The sequence below is a fragment of the Nesterenkonia alba DSM 19423 genome, assembly GCF_000421745.1.
In the GTDB taxonomy this organism is placed as follows: Bacteria; Actinomycetota; Actinomycetes; order Actinomycetales; family Micrococcaceae; genus Nesterenkonia; species Nesterenkonia alba.
The window spans coordinates 35,070-54,659 of the sequence record NZ_ATXP01000003.1 but is presented as its reverse complement, the minus strand read 5'-3'; the positions used below and the strand labels follow the sequence as shown (position 1 = coordinate 54,659).

Genomic DNA, 19,590 nt, shown 5'->3' with positions numbered 1-19,590 from the left:
CGAGTCAGTGAAAGGGGAGCCCCGTGGCAGATGAAACCCCCGCGCCGCACCGCCCCCGCCGGGCACGCTCACTGCCTGCGGAGCAGGCCCGGCCCCCCGGGACATCACGCCGGAAGTCCGGTGCCCCCCGCCGCACACGCCGGGTGGGACGCATTGTGGGGATCACCCTCGGATCGCTCTGCGTGCTACTCATCGCCGGGCTGGTTATCAGTGGGCTCTATCTGCGCAACCTCCAGACGACTTTCGACGACAACCGCAATGTCATCGAAGGTCTCGAACTAGAAGACGAGACCTCTTACCGCACCCCCGAGGGCACGATCAACATCTTGCTGCTGGGCACCGACTCGCGGGGAGACCAGGAGTCGGACTACCGCAGCCAGCTGGGGGAAGAGGGTGAACGCTCTGACACCATGATGTTCGTCCACATCCCCGCCGACCGCTCCGGGGTCTATGTGATGTCCATCATGCGTGACCTTTGGGTGGAGATCCCCGGGGAAGGCATGGGACGGGTGAACTCCGCTTTCAGCTTCGGCCAGGAAGACCTCGTGGTCGCCATGGTCGAAGAGATGCTCTACACCCACATTGACCACGTGGCCATTATCGACTTCGATGGCTTTTCCGATCTGACCACGGCCCTGGGTGGGGTTTACGTGGACAATCCGCATTCCTTCAGTGCCGGGCAGCGCAATCCAGACTTCTACCCCGAGGGGACCATCCGGCTGGAGGGGGACAACGCCCTGCGCTATGTCCGGGAGCGCCGTTCCTTCCCCACCGGTGACTATGTCCGCGTGGAGAACCAACAGCGGGTCGTTCGGGCGATCGTCGAGAGGTTCCTCTCCGGGGACACTCTGTCCAATCCGCAACGGGTCTTCGACGTCGTCGAATCCATCACCCCGTATATGGAGGTCGACAGCGCCCTCAACGCCGAGACGGTCGCTGGTTATGCCTTGGATATGACTCATCTGCGGGGACACGACGTGCACATGTTCACCATGCCCGGAGGTGAGCACCACACCACCACAGCGGGAGCCGAGGTCATCCTGCCCGATGAAGAAGCCATGACCCTGCTGCGGCGGTCCCTGGCCAATGACAATATGGACGGGTTCATGCACTACCTGGAGACCAGTGAGGATGCCGACTCCTTCACCGGGGAGGAATCCGCCGACCTCACCGAGAACCCTGAACTGAGCGAAAACCCCGGGCAACGGGTCGCAGAGCGGTTCGGTGAGTTTTGGCGCGATGCCCGGGACTGAACACCCCGCGGCTGGACAGCCCGGTCCTGAGCACAGCGGGCTCGATCCGTCGGCTGTGTGGGTGCTGGTGTGCACCTACCAGCGGCCGGAGCTTCTGGTTGAGCTGCTGCGCTCGCTGCGGAAGGTGAAACTACCCCTGAACACCGCTGGTGGTACCGAGCTTCAGGTGCCGCGTCTCGTCGTCGTCGACAATGCCCCCGCCCCGCAGGTGCACACCACCGTGGAGGCGGAATACCCCGAGGCCGTCTACCTCCACGAACCCAGACCAGGATTGGTACACGCCCGCAATACCTCCCTGGACGCTGTACCGGAAACCGCCGAAGCGGTGATCTTCCTCGACGACGACGAACGGGTCACCACCGACTGGTTTACCGCCCTGCTGCAGGCCCACGCCACCTCCGGTGCTGACATCATCACCGGACCGGTTCAGCCGCGGTTCGCCGATGGGGAACCCCCCTGGCTGAGCACATATGGTTACGTCCGCTCCACCGATCACCCTGAGGGCCCCTACCCGCGGCGGCCTGCGACGAACAACACCCTGGTCACTGCGCACTGGTTCACCCAGGAGAAGATGCGCTTCCACCCGGCGTTCAACCTCACCGGGGGAGAGGATTCGGAACTGTTCGACCGGCTCATGGCCGCCGGGGCTCAGGTGTGGTGGTCTCAGGCCGCACGCGTGAGCGAGTACGTCCCGCCAGAACGTGCCACCGTGGACTGGCTGCGCCGCCGGGCCCGCCGCGGCGGAACTGTCCGGGTGCTGAAACACTCCCTGAGGCGTCGGCCGTTAACGGCCCGGCTGCGCAGTACGGCGGAGGGTGCGGTGCGTATCGGTTATGGCACCGCGCGCATCCTCGGCCGACGGCTGCGGGGGCAGGCAGTGACCTACACCGATGAGTACTACTTCTACGAAGGACTCGGGATGCTGCAGGCCGTCACCGGTCGCGGGAACGAAGAATACGCACGGGCGTAATCGGGCCGCTGGGACGGGCCGCCTGCCGTAGCCGGCGTGCCGAACTCCGTAGACGCCCGGCCAGGGGTTTGAGTCCCTCCACAGAGGGAACGCCGGGTCGGCGAAAGAACGCCATGGCCTCCGGGTAGCGCCACGGGTGCCTCGCCGGGTCCACATAGAGGGCAGCGATCTCATGCAACCGGCGGGACGCCTCGGCCCGCTGATCCTTCGGGGTCCGGCGTAGCTGCCCCAGATACCAGCTGAAGGCACGTTCGAACCCTGCGCTGACGTAGCGCTCCAGCAGCCCCTCCTCAGCCAACCAGGCGGCCTGGGCCTGCTCCCGGACCAGGCATTTACGGAAGTACTCGGCGGTGACAGTGTTGACCATCGACCCGGAGACCTCCGCGTGGTAAGCGTAGACCGTGGAGCCCACCGCCGCGAAGCTCTCCGCGGCGGCAAAAGCCTGCAGGAAGAAGAGCGAATCCTGTCCGGCGGCCCCGGGGACCTGGCGCACCCCCAGCGACTTCAGCCACTGGGTACGCGCTGCAGTGGCCGAGAGGTTCGCTGGTCGAAACTGCGCCCGGGTCAGCACGTCGGCGCCGGCAGCGAACCGGCCCGGTGCCAGCCGGTGATGGCAGTAGTAGCGCAAATTGTCGACGTGCTCCTGTGCGGTGCTGAAGACCCGCCGTTGATTACCGATGGCCAGCTGAGCCTCCGGTGCCGCAGCCAGGGCACGGTGCAGATCCCAGGGGCCGTCACCGAGGAATTCGTCATCGGGGTCCAGCCAGGTCACATGCTCGGTGAATGTCAGCTCAAGCCCCGTGTTCCGGGCCCGGGAGGCTGAACCCGACCCACCGGGCGGGTGCCGGAAAGCAGTGACATTGTCGTAGGCGGCAGCGAGTTCCTCCACTGCGGTGAGCGTCTCTGGATAGGTGGAGCCATCGTCGATGAGGAGCACGTGGAGGCGGGAGAAATGCTCCGATGCCGTCAAGGAGGGGAATGCGCGGGCCCGCAGGTGTTCCCCGTTGTTGAACACCGGAATGATGACCGCCAGCTGCAGGTTCCCGGACTCGACGGCAATGCGTGCCGCCCGTCGGGCGGCCGCCGGGTCCGTCAAGGACGCCAGCCCGGCCGCAGCGCCGGGATTCTGGGACGACGTGTTCTGAGAAGACACTGAGGGGGTGACGGGAATCGAACCCGCATAACCAGCTTGGAAGGCTGGGGCTTTAGCCATTAAGCTACACCCCCGCTCGGCGTCGAGCGCCTGGTCACTTTACCAAGGGGACGGGGGTGATCCAAACCGGCTGACCGCAACCGAGTGTTGCTCACTGACCGTGCTGCCGGCGACCCGCAAGATAGGGGAGTGCAGTCTTCGTCCCCTTCGCGTCCCCGCATCCGTTTCCAGGTCCAACCTACGGTGGCCCACTACCGAGAGCCCCTGGTGCGCCGACTGCAGGCTTCCCAACGGATCGCCGTGGATCTGGTGGGACGGTTCAACAACGCGGAGGCCACTGCCTCCGAGCGCATTGCCTCAGCTTCCGAGGACGTCCTCTCTGCTGTGGAACCACTCCGTACGTTGCGTGTCGGACTCTGGTGGTGGCAGCGGGGAGATGTGGCTGCGGTGTGGCGCGGCGGCTATGACGCCTATGTCCTCGAAGGCAGGTTCTACACGCTGTCCGCCTGGGCGGCAGCTCTCGCCGGTCGGATCCGCGGCCGGCGGGTGCTGCTGTGGGGCCACGGCTGGAAGCGCCCCGAATCCGGGATCAAACGCCACATCCGGCTGTGTTTCTATCGACTGGTCGACGGTCTGCTCGTCTACGGCGACCGGGCCTGCCAGCTCGGCCTCGCCTACGGAGTGCCCCCGGAGAAGCTGGCGGTGGTCTACAACTCGCTCTATCCGGAACACGTGCTGCCGCGCCAGCCGGTGAACCTCGCCCGGAGGCGCCGTGGTGCCACCGAAGGCGCCACGCTCATCTACTCGTCGCGGCTGACCACCCGGCACCGTCTTGACACCTTGGCCGAGGCGCTGCGCCACTGGCCCTCAGGCTCGCCCACGCCACGGGTCGTCGTCGTCGGTGACGGTGTCGAACGGCCCCGTCTTGAGCGGGTCTTCGCCGAGGCTGGTCTCGAAGCGCAGTTCCTCGGCGCGGTCTACGACACCGATCGGCTCCGCGACCTCTACGCACACGCCGATCTGGCGGTGAGTATCGGCGGGGCGGGGCTGAACGTCATCCAGGCGCTGAGTTTCGGGATCCCAGTGGTCGCCGAAGCCGGGCACCCTGATTCCTCTCCGGAGATCGAGGCGGTCATCGAGGGAGAGACCGGCAGCTACTACGACGACGCCGCGAGTCTCCGCGAGCTTCTCATCCAGCTGCTCAGCGACCCTGAAGAGTTGTACCGCATGGGTAGCCGCGGACTGGAGCTGATCCGTTCCCGTTACACCGCCGAACGTCACGCCGAGGCGATCGAAGAAGCGCTGCTGGTCTTCACCGGCGCGGATGAATGATCATATTGGTCATCCGGGCGGTGGAGAGCCGCCGGTGTGACTCGTCACGCATGACAATCTCATGACTGGCCAACTGCCGACCGAGATTCACCGGTGTGCAGGTCGCTCGCACCAGGCCCTCCCGGATCTGCCGGTGGTGGGTGGCGTTGAGTTCAATCCCCACCGCGACCCGCTCCATATCGTCGAGGTTCGCACGGATGTGCAGCAGCGTGGCCAGCGACCCCATCGTCTCCGCCAGGGCCAAATGCGCACCGCCATGCAAAATGCCGATGTTCTGCTCATTAGAACCCACCGGCATGGTGGCGACCAGCTTGTCCGGGCTCATGTGCTCAAAGACCATCCCCAGTTTGGCCGACAGGGGCGGTACCCCATGAACCCCGTACCACTTGCGGTACTCCTCGGGGATCCCCATCGCCGCCATGCGAGCCTCGCGCTCCTCCGCCTCCGGGGCGGGAGTCGGGCCTGGTCGGAAGACGAAACCGGGTCGGAAGTCGGTGGACTCACGGCCCGCGGTCTGTTCAGACTCTGTCTGCGTGCTGGATTCGCTCATGCGTACCAGGTTATCGACCCGGGTGGATAGGCTTAAGACCATGCACTCCCACCCTGAGCTGACCCTGGCCCGCCTCGACCGTGTTGTCGCCCAGCGGTTGACCCCCGCGCTCTACACTCCGCACGGTGAGGTGAGTCTGCAGGCCTGGCAGGTCGACGGTGACGGAGAGCCGGTCCCCGCCGCACACGCGGTGGGGCTGGAGACTCTCCCCGGCCGCGCGGCACCGGACTACCGTCCCTTTGAACTGGGTCAGACCTGGGGGCCGGCCTGGTCGACCACCTGGTTTCGTATGACCGGCGCTGTCGAGACCACCGACGGCGTCGTCGAGCTCGTTCTCGACCCCGGGTGGCATGAGGGCATGGACGGTTTCCACGGGGAAGCGATGGTCTACCGCACCGACGGCACACCAGTGAAGGCCATCCACCCCAACCAGTCGTGGGCGCGGTTAACCGGTGAGGGCGCCCAACCTGATGTTCTTGCCGCCGATGGCAGCTTCACCCTCTACCTCGAGGCCGCAGCCAACCCCATGGTGCTCAAAGACCCGGCCTTCGCCCCTACCGGGCTGGGGGAGAAACACACTGCCGAGGAGTTCGAGCCCTACCGGTTCCGGGCGGCGAACGTGGCACAGTTCCACACCGAGGTGTGGGAACTGTTGCGGGACTTTGAGGTCATCGGTGGACTGATCCGTGAAGTACCGCAGACCGAACCGCGCTACTGGCGGCTCGTGGAGGCGACCGAGCGGGCTCTCGATGTCTACGACCAGCGCTCACCGGCGAGTGTGCGTGCCGCCCGTACCGAACTGACCGAGGTGTTGGACCAACCTGCTCACGCCACCGCCCACGTCATTTCTGCGATCGGGCACGCCCACATCGATTCTGCTTGGTTGTGGCCCATCCGGGAGACCCGACGCAAAGTCGCCCGCACAGTGGCCAATGTGCTCGCCCTGATGGATGCCGACGACGACTTCCTCTACGCGATGTCCTCCGCTCAGCAGTACCAGTGGTTGCAGCAGGATCAACCAGAGCTCTTCGCCCGGCTGAAGCAGCGCGTGGCGGAGGGCCGATTCATTCCGGTGGGCGGCATGTGGGTAGAGTCCGACGCCGTCATGCCCTCCGGGGAATCGATGATCCGGCAGATCACCTCCGGTCAGCGGTACTTCAACGAGCACTTCGGCATCGAGTGCGACGGGGTCTGGCTCCCCGATTCCTTCGGCTACGCAGCGGGACTGCCACAGATCGTCCGGCGGGCCGGATTCAATTGGTTCCTCACCCAAAAGATCGCCTGGGGCGATACCAACGACTTCCCCCACCACAGCTTCGACTGGGAAGGCCACGACGGTTCCCGGGTCTTCACCCACTTCCCACCAGTTAACACCTACACCGCCGGACTGACTGCTGCCGAACTGCACCGCGCTCAGCGGAACTTCCGCGACCACGCACGGTCCTCACACTCCCTGGTGCCCTTCGGCTTCGGCGACGGTGGGGGAGGACCCACCCGTGAGATGCTCGGGCGCATTCGGCGCTTCGCCGACCTGGAAGGCTCCCCCCAGGTGCGGCAGGTATCCCCATCCGTGTTCTTCACTGAGGCGGAAAGCCAATACCGGGCTCGTGGGGAGGTGCCGGTATGGCGCGGAGAACTCTACCTCGAGTTCCACCGGGGCACCCTGACCAGCCAGCTGGCCATGAAGCAGGGCAACCGTCGGGCTGAGGCGACACTGCGAGCTGTGGAACACCTCGCCGCCGCCGCAGCGGTACGTGCCGGGGCACCCTACCCGTACACCGAGCTGGCTGAGATCTGGCAACAGGTCCTGCTGCACCAGTTCCACGACATCCTGCCCGGTTCCTCTATCGCCTGGGTACACCGTGAGGCCCGCACCACTTACGCGAACCTGCTACAGCGGCTCGAGGAGCTCGCCACCCAAGCAGCTGCAGCCCTCACCCCGGGTGAGCACAGCACAGCACCACCGGTGCTGACCCCGGACACGGCAGGCGGCTGGCAGGTGGCACGTTCGGCATCCGGGGATGTCACCATCACCGAGCACCATGAGGCCGGCTCCCTGCAGGGCACCACAGCGATCGACAACGGCAGGCTTCGGGTCCTGGTCGACCGTGACGGGTATCTGAGTTCCGTAGTGGATGGGGCCTCCGGCCGGGAGCTCGTTCCGCAGGCCGAGCAGTTGGCCGCCCTGGTCCTCTTCCGCGACGAGCCGGTGCGCTGGGACGCCTGGGATATCGACCGGCACACACTACGTCTTGGGGAGACCCTCCGGAACCCCGAGAGCGTGGAGATCACCACCGATGACGCCGGAGCGTTGGTCACGAGCCGACGTCAGGCCGGGCAGTCCAGCTTCATCCAGCGGATCCGCCTGCGGCCCGGTGCCGCGGAAATCGAGGTGGAGGTTGAGGTCGACTGGCAGGACTCCGAACGGATGCTCAAAGCCGCACTGCCGCTACAGGTTCATACCATGCACGCGGCGTTCGAGACCCAGTACGGCTATCTCGAACGTGAGGTCAGTGAGAACACCTCCTGGCAGGAGGCGCAGTTCGAAGTCAACCAGCACCGGTGGCTTCACGTGAGTGAACGCGACCTCGGCGTCGGGATCACCAACGACTCCAGTTACGGCTGCGACATCACCCGGCGGCCCGGTGGCGGGACCATGGCCCGGCTCTCTCTGCTGCGGGCTGCACGCTTCCCCGACCCAGGGGCAGATCTGGGCACCCACCGTATGCGGTTCTCCCTGGTCCTCGGGGATATTCCGCACACCGTGGACGCCGCCTATCGGATCAACGCTCCCAGCCTCACCGGCTCCACAGAGCATGCCGGTGAAACACCGGCCTGCCAACCACTGGAACCCTTGGTCAGCCTGGACCTCGACGCCGGCTATGCGGTGATCGACTGGGTAAAACTGGCCGATGACGGCTCCGGTGACGTTGTCATACGGATCGCCGAAGCCGCCGGAGGGCGGGCTCGGGGCTTCCTGGAGCTCGGGGCGGGTCTACGTGGTGCCCAGCTCGCCGAAACTGACGTGCTGGAACGTATAAAGGCTGAGGGTGGCACATTACCGGAAGACCTTCCCTACGCCCTGGAGACCACCGAATGGGTCGACGCCGCTACCGCGGAGCTGACCCTGCGACCCTTCCAATTGGCCACCCTGAGGTTGCGCACTTCATCCGGCGGTACGGTGTAGTGGCAGACCGGTGCGTGGTGGCCCACCAAGGAGCCTCCTGCAACCCCGCGAAGGCCCATTGGGGTAGCTAAGAGTCCCCGACCACCGATAAGGACGGGACAGTTCGCCTGCTGGGCTGAAACCCCCGGTAAGGTGACCGTGTGGCATCACCGGGAACAGACACTGCGAACACATTGCTCGTCGTCGACGGGCACTCCATGGCCTTCCGGGCCTTCTACGCCCTCCCCGTGGAGTCCTTCCAGACCTCGACGGGTCAGTACACCAATGCGGTGCACGGCTTCACCAATATGCTGCTCAAACTCATCCGGGAGGAGCAGCCCACCCATGTGGTCCTCGCCTTCGACCTCGACACCCCGACTTTCCGCCACGAGTCCTACGCGGAGTACAAGGGTGGACGGGACAAGACCCCCCCGGAGTTCGAAGGGCAGATCGACCTCATCAAGCAGGTCGCTGAGGCGCTGACCATCCCCGCGGTGACCGTGGAAGGGTATGAGGCCGATGACATCGTTGCCACCTACGTCACCCAGGCGGAGAAGGCCGGTTGGCGCACGCTCATCGTTTCTGGGGACCGGGATGCCCTCCAACTGGTGAGCGAACGCACCCACCTGGACTACCCCACCACCGGGATCATGAAAACCCTCCGGCTCGACCCGGCCGGGGTGGAAGAGAAGTATCTGGTCCCGCCGGAGAAATACCCCGACCTCGCGGCTCTGGTCGGTGAGAGCGCAGACAATCTGCCCGGAGTGCCGAAAGTCGGACCCAAGACTGCCGCGAAGTGGATCGCCGAGTACGGGTCCACCCGTGGTGTCATCGAGCACGCTGATGCCATTAAGGGCAAAGCGGGGGAGAACCTGCGGGCCTCGGTGGAGAATGTGGAACGCAACCTCAAGCTCAACCAGCTCAAGCGAGATCTTGACCTGCCTGTCCCGCTCGAGGAGACGGTGCTGACACCGCCGGACCGTCAGGCGGTCGAACCGCTGTTCGATGCGTTGCAGTTCAACCAGATCCGCGACAGGCTCTTCGAGACCTTCGCCGCACGGTTTCCCGAGGCGGATGAGAGTGCCGCGCCCACCCGCCGGCTGCCTGCGGTCCGCACCGCCGAAACTGCCGAGCAGTTCCAAGGCTTCCTCGCTGAGCACGCCGATGCGCCCCTGGCCGTGGCGGTCTGCCTGGACCGGTCCGGAGAGTCGCTGTCCACTAAAGCCAAGCGTGACGAAGCCGCACGCACCGCCGAAGCCCTCGCCGTCGTCGTCGTGCCCAGCTCCGAGGACCCCGAAAACCCTGCTGAGGCCCTGGCGATCGGACTACTCGACGCCGATGCTCAGCTGGAACGAGCTCTGGCCCAATGGCTCTCCGACACCGGGGCGCCTAAGCTCATCCATGACTACAAGGACGGCGGCAAACGCCTGGCGTGGCGCGGACTGAGCCTGCGCGGTGCCGTGGAGGACACCCTCATCTCCGGGTATCTCATCCAGCCCGACCGGCGGAACTACGCCTTCGCCGATCTCGTCAGCCAGTACCTGGGAGCCTCCACCGAACCAGGAGACTACCTCGGCGGAGAGCAGCACACCCAGGATGCCGAAGCCGGGGGACAGTTGGACCTGTTCACCGGACAGGAGGTGCTCGCTGGACTCACTCAGGAGGATCTCGACCGCGCCGCCGTCCACGGGATGTTGCTGCACCCGCTTTCGGCAGCCCTGCACGCCGAACTCGTCGAGCGCAAAGCCGAACAGCTGCTCTACGAACTGGAGATCCCGCTGGCGGAGATTCTGCTGCAGATGGAGCTGGCCGGTATCGCGGTGGATCGGGAGAAACTCGACGCCCTCGACGCTGAATTCGCCCGCTCGATCACTGAGTCCGCCGAGGCGGCCTATGCCGTGGTGGGTCACGAGGTCAACCTCGGATCGCCCAAGCAGCTCCAGCAGGTGCTCTTCGAGGAGCTCGGCCTGCCCACCGAATATTCCCGGAAGAACAAGACCGGTTGGTCCACCGACGTCGAAGTCCTCCAGTCGCTGTTGGCCGCTACGCAGCACGAGTTCCTCGTACATCTGATGAACCACCGTGACGCGTCCAAACTGCGGCAGACTGTCACCGGGCTCATCGAAGCGATCGGTGACGACGGGCGCATCCACACCACCTACATGCAGACCGTGGCCGCCACCGGACGGCTGTCCAGCTTGCATCCGAACCTGCAGAACATCCCGGTGCGCACTGAATCCGGCCGGAAGATCCGGGATGCCTTCGTCGTCGGAGATGGGTATGAGACCCTGCTGACCGCCGACTACTCCCAGATCGAAATGCGCATCATGGCGCACCTGTCCGCAGACGCGGCCCTTATCGAAGCCTTCAACGCGGGGGAGGATCTGCACAACTTCGTGGGATCCCGTGTTTTCGGCGTGGGGACCGATGAAGTGACTGCCGAACAGCGTTCCAAGATCAAGGCGATGAGTTACGGACTGGTCTACGGGTTGAGCAGCTTCGGACTGTCTAAGCAGCTGGGTATCGGTGTCGATGAGGCCCGGGAGCTGATGAATGAGTACTTTGAACGTTTCGGCGCGGTCCGTGATTACCTGCGTGACGTCGTCGCCCAGGCGAAGAAGGACGGCTACACCTCCACCATCTACGGGCGACGTCGCTACCTTCCGGATCTGACCAGCGATAACCGCCAGCTGCGCCAGATGGCTGAGCGGGCCGCGCTGAATGCGCCCATTCAGGGCTCCGCCGCTGACATCATCAAACGCGCCATGATCGACGTCGATGCGGCACTCACCCAGGCCCAGCTGAGGTCCCGAGTGTTGTTGCAGGTCCACGATGAGCTCGTCCTCGAAGTCGCACCGGGGGAGCGGGAGCAGGTCGAGCAGCTGCTCATTGAGAAGATGGGCTCGGCCGCTGAACTCAGCGTTCCACTGGATGTGCACGTTGGTGTGGGCCACTCCTGGCACGCGGCGGCCCACTGAGGCGCCGGTGCCGGAGACAGCCTCCGATAGGGTAATCCGGTGAGTACTACGACGACGCCGGATGACCCCTTCACTCCGCAGCCTCCCCACGTTTCCCCATTGGCTGAGGGGCTGACCGGCCGGGGCTTTACCCCGGCCGCTGACGCCGAAGGCAATCCTGATGCCGCCACGGCCGCTTTTGCCCGCGCCATGGAGCAGGGTTTCTACCAGCCCTACCTCTCCGATGAGCAGCTCTCCCGGGTCTATCAGGCGTACTTCAGCCATGGCCCGTACTGCTACGGGGTCTACCCCGTAGCTGACGAGCCCGCTGTGGAGAGGGTCCGTGAGCACTACGGTTTTCACGCTGAGTACCCGGTGGCGACTTGGGCGGATTTCGATAAAACACTCAACACCGGAGTGGACCTTCTTCCGGCCCGGCTCATCACCGGAGTGACGGTCAACGCGGCGTATCGCCGTCGCGGGATTCTGCGCCACATGATGACCCACGCTCTGGCCCGCGCCGTGACTGACGGGGCACCGGTGGCAGCGCTGACCGCCTCGGAAGGTGGCATCTACGGGCGCTTCGGTTTTGGGGTGGCCGCGCGGGAAGCTCACGTGGAGGTAAACACTGCAGGGGGCCCAGGAGGTTTCGAGCTACGCACCCCGCCCACGGGCAGAGTGGTCCCCGCCGACCCCAGTCGCCTCGAAGCAGCCATTGCCGAGGTCTGGGAGGGATTCCATCGGCGTACCCGGGGATCAGTGGATCGTCAGCAGGTCTACACCGAGTTCGCTACCGCCCGGCTGAACGTCGAGGAGTGGTCCACGTGGAACCGCAGCATGCGCGCGGCCATCCACGTCCGTGCCGATGGCCGTATCGGTGGCATCGTGTGGTGGACCCATGCCGGGTGGGAGACCGAGCCCACCCGGGTGGAGGTCCGCGACCTGCTCGCCGTCGATGAGACCAGTCACCGGGAGCTGTGGCGCTACCTGGCTAGTCTCGATCTCGCCGACCAGGTTCGGGCCACCACCGCGGTGGAGGACCCCGCCCCCTGGGCAGCGCGGAACCCGCGCAGTTGGCGGGTCACTCGGATCAAGGACGTGCTGTGGATCCGCGTCCTGAACCCAGTGACTGCCCTGCAATCCCGCCAGTGGGGGACCGACGGGGAATTCAGTCTCAGCCTCACCGACCCGATGGGCATCGCCTCCGGGGTGTTCACCGTCTCCGTCTCCGCAGGTGTGGCGCAGGTGAGCAGTAGCCAGAGCCCGACGACGCCGCAGCACATCAGTCTGGATATCGAGTCTCTTGGTTCGCTTTACTTAGGAGATGTCTCTGTCCTGACTCTGCGGGATGCCGGGCGGATCACTGCCGGTGAGGACCTCGATTGGGCTGCGCTCTCGGCCACCGTTGACCTGAAGGATCGCCCGTTCTGCGCGACGCATTTCTAAATGTACGCGTCACGGTTGATGCCGGTTGCCGCCTGCGTATAGACTGACCGGGCGCGTTCTGCGCACAGAGCTGGTTTCGGCGTTTCGGCGTCGAATCTGACTGCTGATACAGATCCCGCTCGACTGCCCGCGATCGGTTCGCGTGCGCTCCAGCGCTGTTGACACTGTCCGCCGCTCAGTGCAGGGAATCAACACGTGCACTGACCCAACCGAACAATCCCTATAGGAATCCCTACTACATGACCACCACTGCAACAGCACCCGGTGCCCCTCAGGTCGCCGTCAACGACATCGGAACTGAAGAAGAGTTCCTCGCAGCCGTCGATGAGACGATGAAGTACTTCGACGACGGCGACATGGTTGAGGGAACCATCGTCAAGGTCGACCGCGACGAGGTCCTGCTGGACATCGGCTACAAGACCGAAGGCGTCATCCCCTCGCGTGAGCTGTCCATCAAGCACGATGTTGACCCGGACGAGGTTGTCGCCGTCGGCGACCGCATCGAGGCCCTTGTCCTCCAGAAGGAGGACAAAGAAGGCCGTCTGGTTCTGTCCAAGAAGCGGGCCCAGTACGAGCGTGCCTGGGGCGACATCGAACGCATCAAGGACGAGGATGGTGTGGTCACCGGCACCGTCATCGAGGTGGTCAAGGGTGGTCTCATCCTCGACATCGGCCTGCGCGGCTTCCTGCCCGCCTCCCTGGTGGAGATGCGCCGTGTGCGCGACCTGGCTCCCTACATCGGTCAGGAGCTCGAGGCCAAGATCATCGAGCTGGACAAAAACCGCAACAACGTGGTCCTCTCCCGGCGTGCCTGGCTGGAGCAGACCCAGTCCGAGGTCCGCAGCGACTTCCTCAACAAGCTCGAGCGCGGACAGGTCCGCACTGGCGTGGTCTCCTCCATCGTCAACTTCGGTGCCTTCGTGGATCTCGGCGGTGTCGATGGTCTGGTGCACGTCTCCGAGCTGTCCTGGAAGCACATTGACCACCCGAGCGAGGTGGTCGAAGTCGGCCAGGAAGTCACCGTGGAGGTGCTCGAAGTCGACATGGACCGCGAGCGCGTCTCACTGTCTCTGAAGGCCACCCAGGAAGACCCGTGGCAGACCTTCGCCCGGACCCACGCGCTGGGGCAGATCGTGCCGGGCAAGGTCACCAAACTGGTGCCCTTCGGTGCATTCGTCCGCGTCGAGGACGGCATCGAGGGTCTGGTGCACATTTCCGAACTCGCCGTGCGCCACGTGGACCTCGCCGAGCAGGTTGTCTCCGTGGGGGACGAGGTCTTCGTCAAGGTCATCGACATCGACCTGGAGCGTCGGCGTATCTCGCTGAGCCTCAAGCAGGCCAACGAGGGCGTGGACCCCGACGCCGAGGAGTTCGACCCTGCGCTCTACGGGATGGACGCCGAGTACGACGAAGAGGGCAACTACAAGTACCCCGAAGGCTTCGATCCGGAGACCAACGAGTGGATGGAAGGCTACGAGGAGCAGCGGGCAGCCTGGGAAGCCCAGTACGCTGCTGCCGCGGAGCGTTTCGAGCGGCACAAGGAACAGGTCCGCAAGGCCATCGAGGCCGACGCCGAAGCAGCCGCCGAAGCCACTGTGGGTGGCAACACCGCCCGTAGCAGCACCCCGGCGGGCGAGCCTGCTCCGCAGAGCTACTCCTCCGACCAGGCTGAGACCGAGGATGCCGGCACGCTGGCCTCCGATGAGGCGCTGGCCGCACTGCGGGAGAAGCTCACCGGTAAGTGAGTCATCCGTGACACTTAGCTGAGCGCTAGCTGAACAAAGGCCGTCAGGTCCCTAGGGATCTGGCGGCCTTTGTTGTGCTCGGGGGTCCCGCCGCGTACGGTAGTGGATCGCTAGAAGACTAGGTGATGTTGCGCACAATTCCGGAAAGGGATACATGCTGGAGAAACTCCACGACACCCTGAAGCTGCGGACCAATCCGCTGCTCTTCTTCGCCTCCTCTACGTTCGTGCTGGTGTTCGTGGCGGTCACGCTGGTGATCCCCGGCGCCTCAGATCGTGATCCCGACAGTGAGGACTACGTGCCCTACGATGAGGTCGGCTATGGGATGGCCGACTTCTGGAGTGCTGCCGCCGGGTGGATCTTCGAGCATTTCGGCTGGTTCTTCATCCTCGGCGTCACCGTCTTCCTGCTTTTCCTGGTGTATGTAGCGATCAGCCGGTTCGGTCGACTGAAGCTCGGCGGGGATGAGGAGTCACCCCGTCACTCCGATATGGCCTGGTTCGGGATGCTCTTCGCTGCAGGGATCGGGACCATCCTGATGTTCTGGGCCGTTGCCGAGCCCGCGTTCCACTTCGCCGAACCGCCACGCGGGGCCGAACTGGGCATTGAGGGCGGAACCGAACAGGCCGCCCGGGACGCCGTGGGCTTCACTCTGTACCACTTCGGGCTGCACACCTGGACGATCTTCACCCTTCCGGGACTGGCCTTCGCCTACTTCATCTACAAACGGAACCTGCCCCCGCGGGTCTCATCCCTCTTCCAGCCGATCCTGGGTGATGGGATCCACGGCCCCATCGGTAAGGCCATCGATATCTTCGCCATCGTGGGAACGATCTTCGGTATCGCGATGTCCATCGGGCTGGGGACCACCCAGATCCACGCTGGGCTCGCCGCCCGCTTCGAGTTCACCGAAGCTGATTGGGGTCGGCTGGTCATCATCGCAGTGGTGACCATCGTCGCCACGATCTCCGCTGTGCTGGGTATCGACCGGGGCATTAAGGTGCTGTCGAACTTCAACATCGGCGTCAGCGTTCTGCTGCTGCTCTTTGTCCTGCTCACCGGCCCGACGATCTTCCTGCTGCGCGGCATGGTGGAGTCCGCCGGCACCTACGTGTCGATCCTGCCGGAGGTCGCACTGTGGAACGACACCTTCGGCGACACGGGCTGGCAACAGGACTGGACGATCTTCTACTGGGGCTGGACGATTTCCTGGGCCCCGTTCGTCGGGATCTTCATTGCCCGTATTTCCCGGGGCCGTACGGTTCGGCAGTTCGTCACCGGGGTGCTGGCTCTGCCGACGATGTTCACCATCTTGTGGTTTGGCACCTGGGCGACCGCGCTGTTCGACATTGAGCTCTTCGGTGACGGTGGAGTCGTGGATCAGGTACTCGAAGAGGGTGCCGAGACCTCGATGTTCGCCCTGCTGGAGCACTACCCGTGGGCCACGCTGACCAGTGCGGTGGCGATCATGCTGGTCGGTGTTTACTTCATCACCTCTTTGGACTCCGCCTCCCTGGTGCTTGATGACATGTGTAACGGCTACGACGGGGAAGGCCGGCCCAAGGGTCGCACCGCCCCGCACCAGCGAGCCATCTGGGCGATTTACATCGGTGTGGTGGCCGCGGTGCTGCTGGTCTTCACCGGCGAAGGCGGGGTTGAGGTGCTCCGTGAAGTCGCACTCGTGTTCGGGCTGCCGTTCTTCGTCCTGGCGTTCTTCATGATGTACAGCCTCCACCGGGCCTTCCGAGAAGACGCCGGCGAACTGGGCCACCTCCCCTCGCGACGGTGGCTGCAGACCTTGCCGCCGGAGGAGTACCAGCGTCGGATGGAAGAAGACGACCCAGAACTGGTCGAGGCCGTCGTCGCCCCGGACTACGCCGAAGGTACCCAGCCGGAGAACGCTCCGGATGTGGACCATGCCGAGCAACCCGAGGTGGTTCAGGAATACCGGATCCGCACGGGCGAGCAGCCGGTCATCGATCCGACCACCGCTGAACCCACAGAGGGAGACGACTCCTCCCGCGGTTAAGCTGCAGAGCTCTACAGCCTCCAGCCCCTCGCGGAAACCCGGAGGCCAGGCGTCTTTCAGTAGAGTGAAGTCCATGGGGAGGATTCTCAGTGTGGGGCTCACCGGAGGGATCGGCTCGGGTAAATCAGCAGTCGCGCAGCGGTTGGCTGAGCACGGGGCGATCATTATTGACGCTGACGTGCTCGCCCGCGAAGTCGTCGCTCCCGGAACCGAAGGCCTTGCAGAGGTTGTGGAGACCTTCGGTGAGAAGGTGCTCACTGCCCAGGGCACTCTGGACCGGCAGGCGCTGGGACGGATCGTTTTCGATGACGACGCCGCACGCTCCCGGCTCAACGACATTATCCATCCGCGCGTGCGGCAAGAATCCCGGGCCCGGCGCGAGGCAGCACCCGAGGGCAGCGTGGTCGTCGAAGACATTCCGCTGCTGGTCGAAACCGGCCAAGCCGAGCGGTTCGACGTCGTCGTCGTGGTGCAGGCTCCCTATGCCGAACGCATCCGCCGACTCACTGAGTCCCGTGGGATGAGCCGAGAAGAAGCTGAAGCGAGGATCGCTGCCCAGGCGACCGATGCCGAACGAGCCGCTGTTGCCGACGTCGTGCTCGACAACTCCGGCACCCTGGAAGACCTTCACCACCAGGTCGACGAATTTTTCACGACCCTGGAGCGTTAACCGAGCTATGTCCCTTGCCCCGAAGATCTCCCGGACCGTCGCGCCCTTCAAAGTCGTCAGCCCGTACCAGCCCTCCGGCGATCAGCCCAAAGCCATTGAGGAACTCGCTGAGCGGATCGAAGGCGGAGAGAAAGACGTGGTCCTCATGGGCGCAACGGGGACCGGTAAATCCGCCACGGCCGCCTGGCTCATCGAACGGGTCCAGCGCCCCACCCTCATCATGGTGCAGAACAAGACCCTGGCGGCCCAACTGGCCAATGAGTTCCGTGAGCTGCTTCCGCATAACGCCGTGGAGTACTTCGTCTCCTATTACGACTACTACCAGCCAGAAGCCTATGTGCCGCAGACCGATACCTTCATCGAGAAGGACTCCTCCATCAACGATGAGGTTGAACGACTCCGCCACTCCGCCACGAACGCCCTGCTGACCCGCCGGGACACGGTGGTCGTTGCCACGGTCAGCTGTATCTACGGTCTCGGTACACCCGAGGAGTACATCGCCCAGATGGTGCCCATCAAACGGGGCCAACAGGTGGATCGGGATGAACTGCTGCGACGGTTCGTCACCATGCAGTACGTCCGCAATGACACAGATTTCCACCGCGGGACCTTCCGGGTCCGCGGTGACACGGTGGAGATCATCCCCATGTATGAGGAACTCGCCGTACGGGTGGAGTTCTTCGGTGACGAGATCGAGGCCATCCACACCCTGCACCCGCTGACCGGAACGGTCGTACGGGAAGAGGAAGAGATGTACATCTTCCCGGCCAGCCACTATGTGGCCGGTGATGACCGGATGGCCAAGGCGATCACCAGTATCGAAGACGAACTGCGTGAACGCCTCCAAGAACTCGAATCCCAGAACAAGCTGCTCGAGGCCCAGCGGCTGCGCATGCGGACCACCTACGATCTGGAGATGATGCAGCAGATGGGCTTCTGCAACGGCATCGAGAACTACTCCCGGCACATTGACGGCCGCCCCCCGGGCTCTGCCCCGCACTGTCTGCTCGACTACTTCCCTGACGACTTCCTCCTCATCGTCGACGAATCCCACGTGACGATCCCGCAGATCGGCGGAATGTACGAAGGGGACATGTCACGGAAGCGGACCCTGGTCGAGCATGGATTCCGGCTGCCCTCAGCCATGGACAACCGCCCCCTGAAGTGGGACGAGTTCCTCGAACGGATTGGGCAAACCGTCTACCTCTCTGCCACCCCGGGACCCTACGAACTGGGCCAGGCCGATGGGGTCGTTGAACAGATCATCCGACCCACCGGATTGGTGGACCCGGAGGTGGTGGTCAAACCCACCAAGGGGCAGATCGACGACCTGCTCTCCGAGATCCGTGCCCGCACCGAACGCAACGAACGCACCTTAGTCACCACGCTGACTAAGCGGATGGCCGAGGATCTGACCGAATACCTCCTCGAACACGGGGTGAAGGTCGAATACCTGCACTCCGATGTCGACACTCTCAAGCGCGTAGAGATCCTGCGCGAACTGCGGAAGGGGACCTTCGACGTCGTCGTCGGTATCAACCTGCTCCGTGAGGGGCTGGACCTGCCGGAGGTCTCCCTGGTGGCCATTCTCGACGCCGACAAAGAAGGTTTCCTGCGTTCAACGACCAGCCTCATCCAGACGATCGGCCGTGCCGCCCGCAACGTGTCCGGGCAGGTACACATGTATGCCGATAAGATCACCGACTCGATGCGTGCGGCCATCGATGAGACAGAACGGCGGCGGGCCAAGCAGATCGCCTACAACACCGAACACGGCATCGATCCGACGCCGCTGCAGAAGAAGATCGCCGATATCACCGACCAGCTCGCCCGCGAAGACGCCGATACCGTTGACCTGCTCCAGGGCATGGGTGGGCTGGCCACCGGTTTCCAGTACGGTAAGGGCCATCGCGGGTTCACCGGGTTCCAGAAAGATGACGACGACGCCCCCGCAGCCACCGCCGGAACCCCCGCGGAGCAGACTCTGGCTTCTCAGACACCGGCGAAGGACACCGCTGACCTCATTGCCCAGCTCACCGAGCAGATGCACCGTGCCGCCGAAGAGCTGAACTTCGAACTCGCCGCGAGGCTGCGCGATGAAATCGGCGATCTGAAGAAAGAACTACGCGCCATGAAGCAGAACCAATAGCCGCTGCGTGCTACTGTACATGCGCATAACTGAATATGGCTCTTGACCGACAGGGGAGCGGCCACGGAACGCCAGCCGGACGGCAACAGTCCGCGCAGCGCGCACCGGCAGTCGCTGAGAGTGGGATCACGTCCCAGACCCTAGAACCTGCACAGGTTAGAACCTGCGAA

At 64.4% G+C, this 19,590-nt stretch carries 12 protein-coding genes and 1 tRNA gene; 10 read left to right on the top strand and 3 right to left on the bottom strand.

Going from position 1 to position 19,590, the window contains the following annotated elements:
* Positions 1-23 precede the first annotated feature (23 nt).
* Together H578_RS12915 and H578_RS12910 are read left to right on the top strand one after the other, a co-directional pair.
* A complete protein-coding gene (locus tag H578_RS12915) occupies positions 24-1,253 on the top strand; it encodes an LCP family protein (RefSeq protein WP_022872259.1) in 1,230 nt (409 codons plus the stop codon).
* The gene (locus H578_RS12910) at positions 1,240-2,223 is read left to right on the top strand and encodes a glycosyltransferase family 2 protein (protein ID WP_022872258.1); all 984 of its coding nucleotides are present in this window, start codon (positions 1,240-1,242) and stop codon (positions 2,221-2,223) included. Before H578_RS12915 ends, H578_RS12910 begins: the two co-directional genes overlap by 14 nt.
* On the opposite strand, the gene H578_RS12905 is transcribed toward H578_RS12910, so the two are convergent.
* Positions 2,186-3,376 carry a glycosyltransferase family 2 protein gene (locus H578_RS12905; protein WP_022872257.1) on the bottom strand — a complete coding sequence of 397 codons (1,191 nt, stop codon included), beginning with the start codon at positions 3,374-3,376 and terminating at the stop codon, positions 2,186-2,188. The genes H578_RS12910 and H578_RS12905 overlap by 38 nt on opposite strands.
* A gap of 2 nt (positions 3,377-3,378) precedes the next feature.
* Positions 3,379-3,450: transfer RNA gene (locus H578_RS0103165), tRNA-Gly, on the bottom strand.
* Positions 3,451-3,619: 169 nt separating this feature from the next.
* Here H578_RS0103165 and H578_RS0103160 point away from each other — a divergent pair.
* Positions 3,620-4,708 (top strand): glycosyltransferase family 4 protein, encoded by a 1,089-nt coding sequence (locus H578_RS0103160; RefSeq protein ID WP_022872256.1) that lies wholly within the window; start codon positions 3,620-3,622, stop codon positions 4,706-4,708.
* Here the strand turns inward: H578_RS0103160 and H578_RS12900 are convergent.
* The gene (locus H578_RS12900) at positions 4,689-5,258 is read right to left on the bottom strand and encodes a hotdog fold thioesterase (RefSeq protein ID WP_084709897.1); all 570 of its coding nucleotides are present in this window, start codon (positions 5,256-5,258) and stop codon (positions 4,689-4,691) included. The genes H578_RS0103160 and H578_RS12900 overlap by 20 nt on opposite strands.
* Positions 5,259-5,298: 40 nt before the next feature.
* Between H578_RS12900 and H578_RS0103150 the strand changes: the two genes are divergently transcribed.
* From H578_RS0103150 to uvrB, 7 genes are all read left to right on the top strand, one after another.
* The gene (locus tag H578_RS0103150; RefSeq protein WP_022872254.1) at positions 5,299-8,445 is read left to right on the top strand and encodes an alpha-mannosidase; all 3,147 of its coding nucleotides are present in this window, start codon (positions 5,299-5,301) and stop codon (positions 8,443-8,445) included.
* Positions 8,446-8,585: 140 nt separating this feature from the next.
* The gene (gene polA, locus H578_RS0103145; protein WP_022872253.1) at positions 8,586-11,402 is read left to right on the top strand and encodes a DNA polymerase I; all 2,817 of its coding nucleotides are present in this window, start codon (positions 8,586-8,588) and stop codon (positions 11,400-11,402) included.
* 39 nt (positions 11,403-11,441) lie between these two features.
* The gene (locus H578_RS12895) at positions 11,442-12,827 is read left to right on the top strand and encodes a GNAT family N-acetyltransferase (RefSeq protein ID WP_156837192.1); all 1,386 of its coding nucleotides are present in this window, start codon (positions 11,442-11,444) and stop codon (positions 12,825-12,827) included.
* A gap of 239 nt (positions 12,828-13,066) precedes the next feature.
* A complete protein-coding gene (rpsA, locus tag H578_RS0103135) occupies positions 13,067-14,572 on the top strand; it encodes a 30S ribosomal protein S1 (protein WP_022872251.1) in 1,506 nt (501 codons plus the stop codon).
* A gap of 154 nt (positions 14,573-14,726) precedes the next feature.
* Positions 14,727-16,601, top strand: coding sequence for a BCCT family transporter (locus H578_RS0103130; protein ID WP_022872250.1), 1,875 nt, complete (start codon positions 14,727-14,729; stop codon positions 16,599-16,601).
* 73 nt (positions 16,602-16,674) lie between these two features.
* Positions 16,675-17,271: a dephospho-CoA kinase gene (gene coaE / locus H578_RS0103125; RefSeq protein ID WP_084709855.1), complete on the top strand. Its 597-nt coding sequence runs from the start codon at positions 16,675-16,677 to the stop codon at positions 17,269-17,271.
* A 7-nt stretch (positions 17,272-17,278) separates the two neighbouring features.
* A complete protein-coding gene (gene uvrB, locus H578_RS0103120) occupies positions 17,279-19,420 on the top strand; it encodes an excinuclease ABC subunit UvrB (RefSeq protein WP_022872248.1) in 2,142 nt (713 codons plus the stop codon).
* The last annotated feature ends 170 nt before the right edge of the window (positions 19,421-19,590 follow it).

What these genes read in the sequence shown, in the direction of transcription:
- H578_RS12900 (WP_084709897.1), bottom strand. Translation starts at nt 5,258, where the DNA reads ATGAGCGAATCCAGCACGCAGACAGAGTCTGAACAGACCGCGGGCCGT.
- H578_RS0103150 (WP_022872254.1), top strand. Translation starts at nt 5,299, where the DNA reads ATGCACTCCCACCCTGAGCTGACCCTGGCCCGCCTCGACCGTGTTGTC.
- H578_RS12910 (WP_022872258.1), top strand. Translation starts at nt 1,240, where the DNA reads ATGCCCGGGACTGAACACCCCGCGGCTGGACAGCCCGGTCCTGAGCAC.
- uvrB (WP_022872248.1), top strand. Translation starts at nt 17,279, where the DNA reads ATGTCCCTTGCCCCGAAGATCTCCCGGACCGTCGCGCCCTTCAAAGTC.
- H578_RS0103130 (WP_022872250.1), top strand. Translation starts at nt 14,727, where the DNA reads ATGCTGGAGAAACTCCACGACACCCTGAAGCTGCGGACCAATCCGCTG.
- coaE (WP_084709855.1), top strand. Translation starts at nt 16,675, where the DNA reads ATGGGGAGGATTCTCAGTGTGGGGCTCACCGGAGGGATCGGCTCGGGT.
- rpsA (WP_022872251.1), top strand. Translation starts at nt 13,067, where the DNA reads ATGACCACCACTGCAACAGCACCCGGTGCCCCTCAGGTCGCCGTCAAC.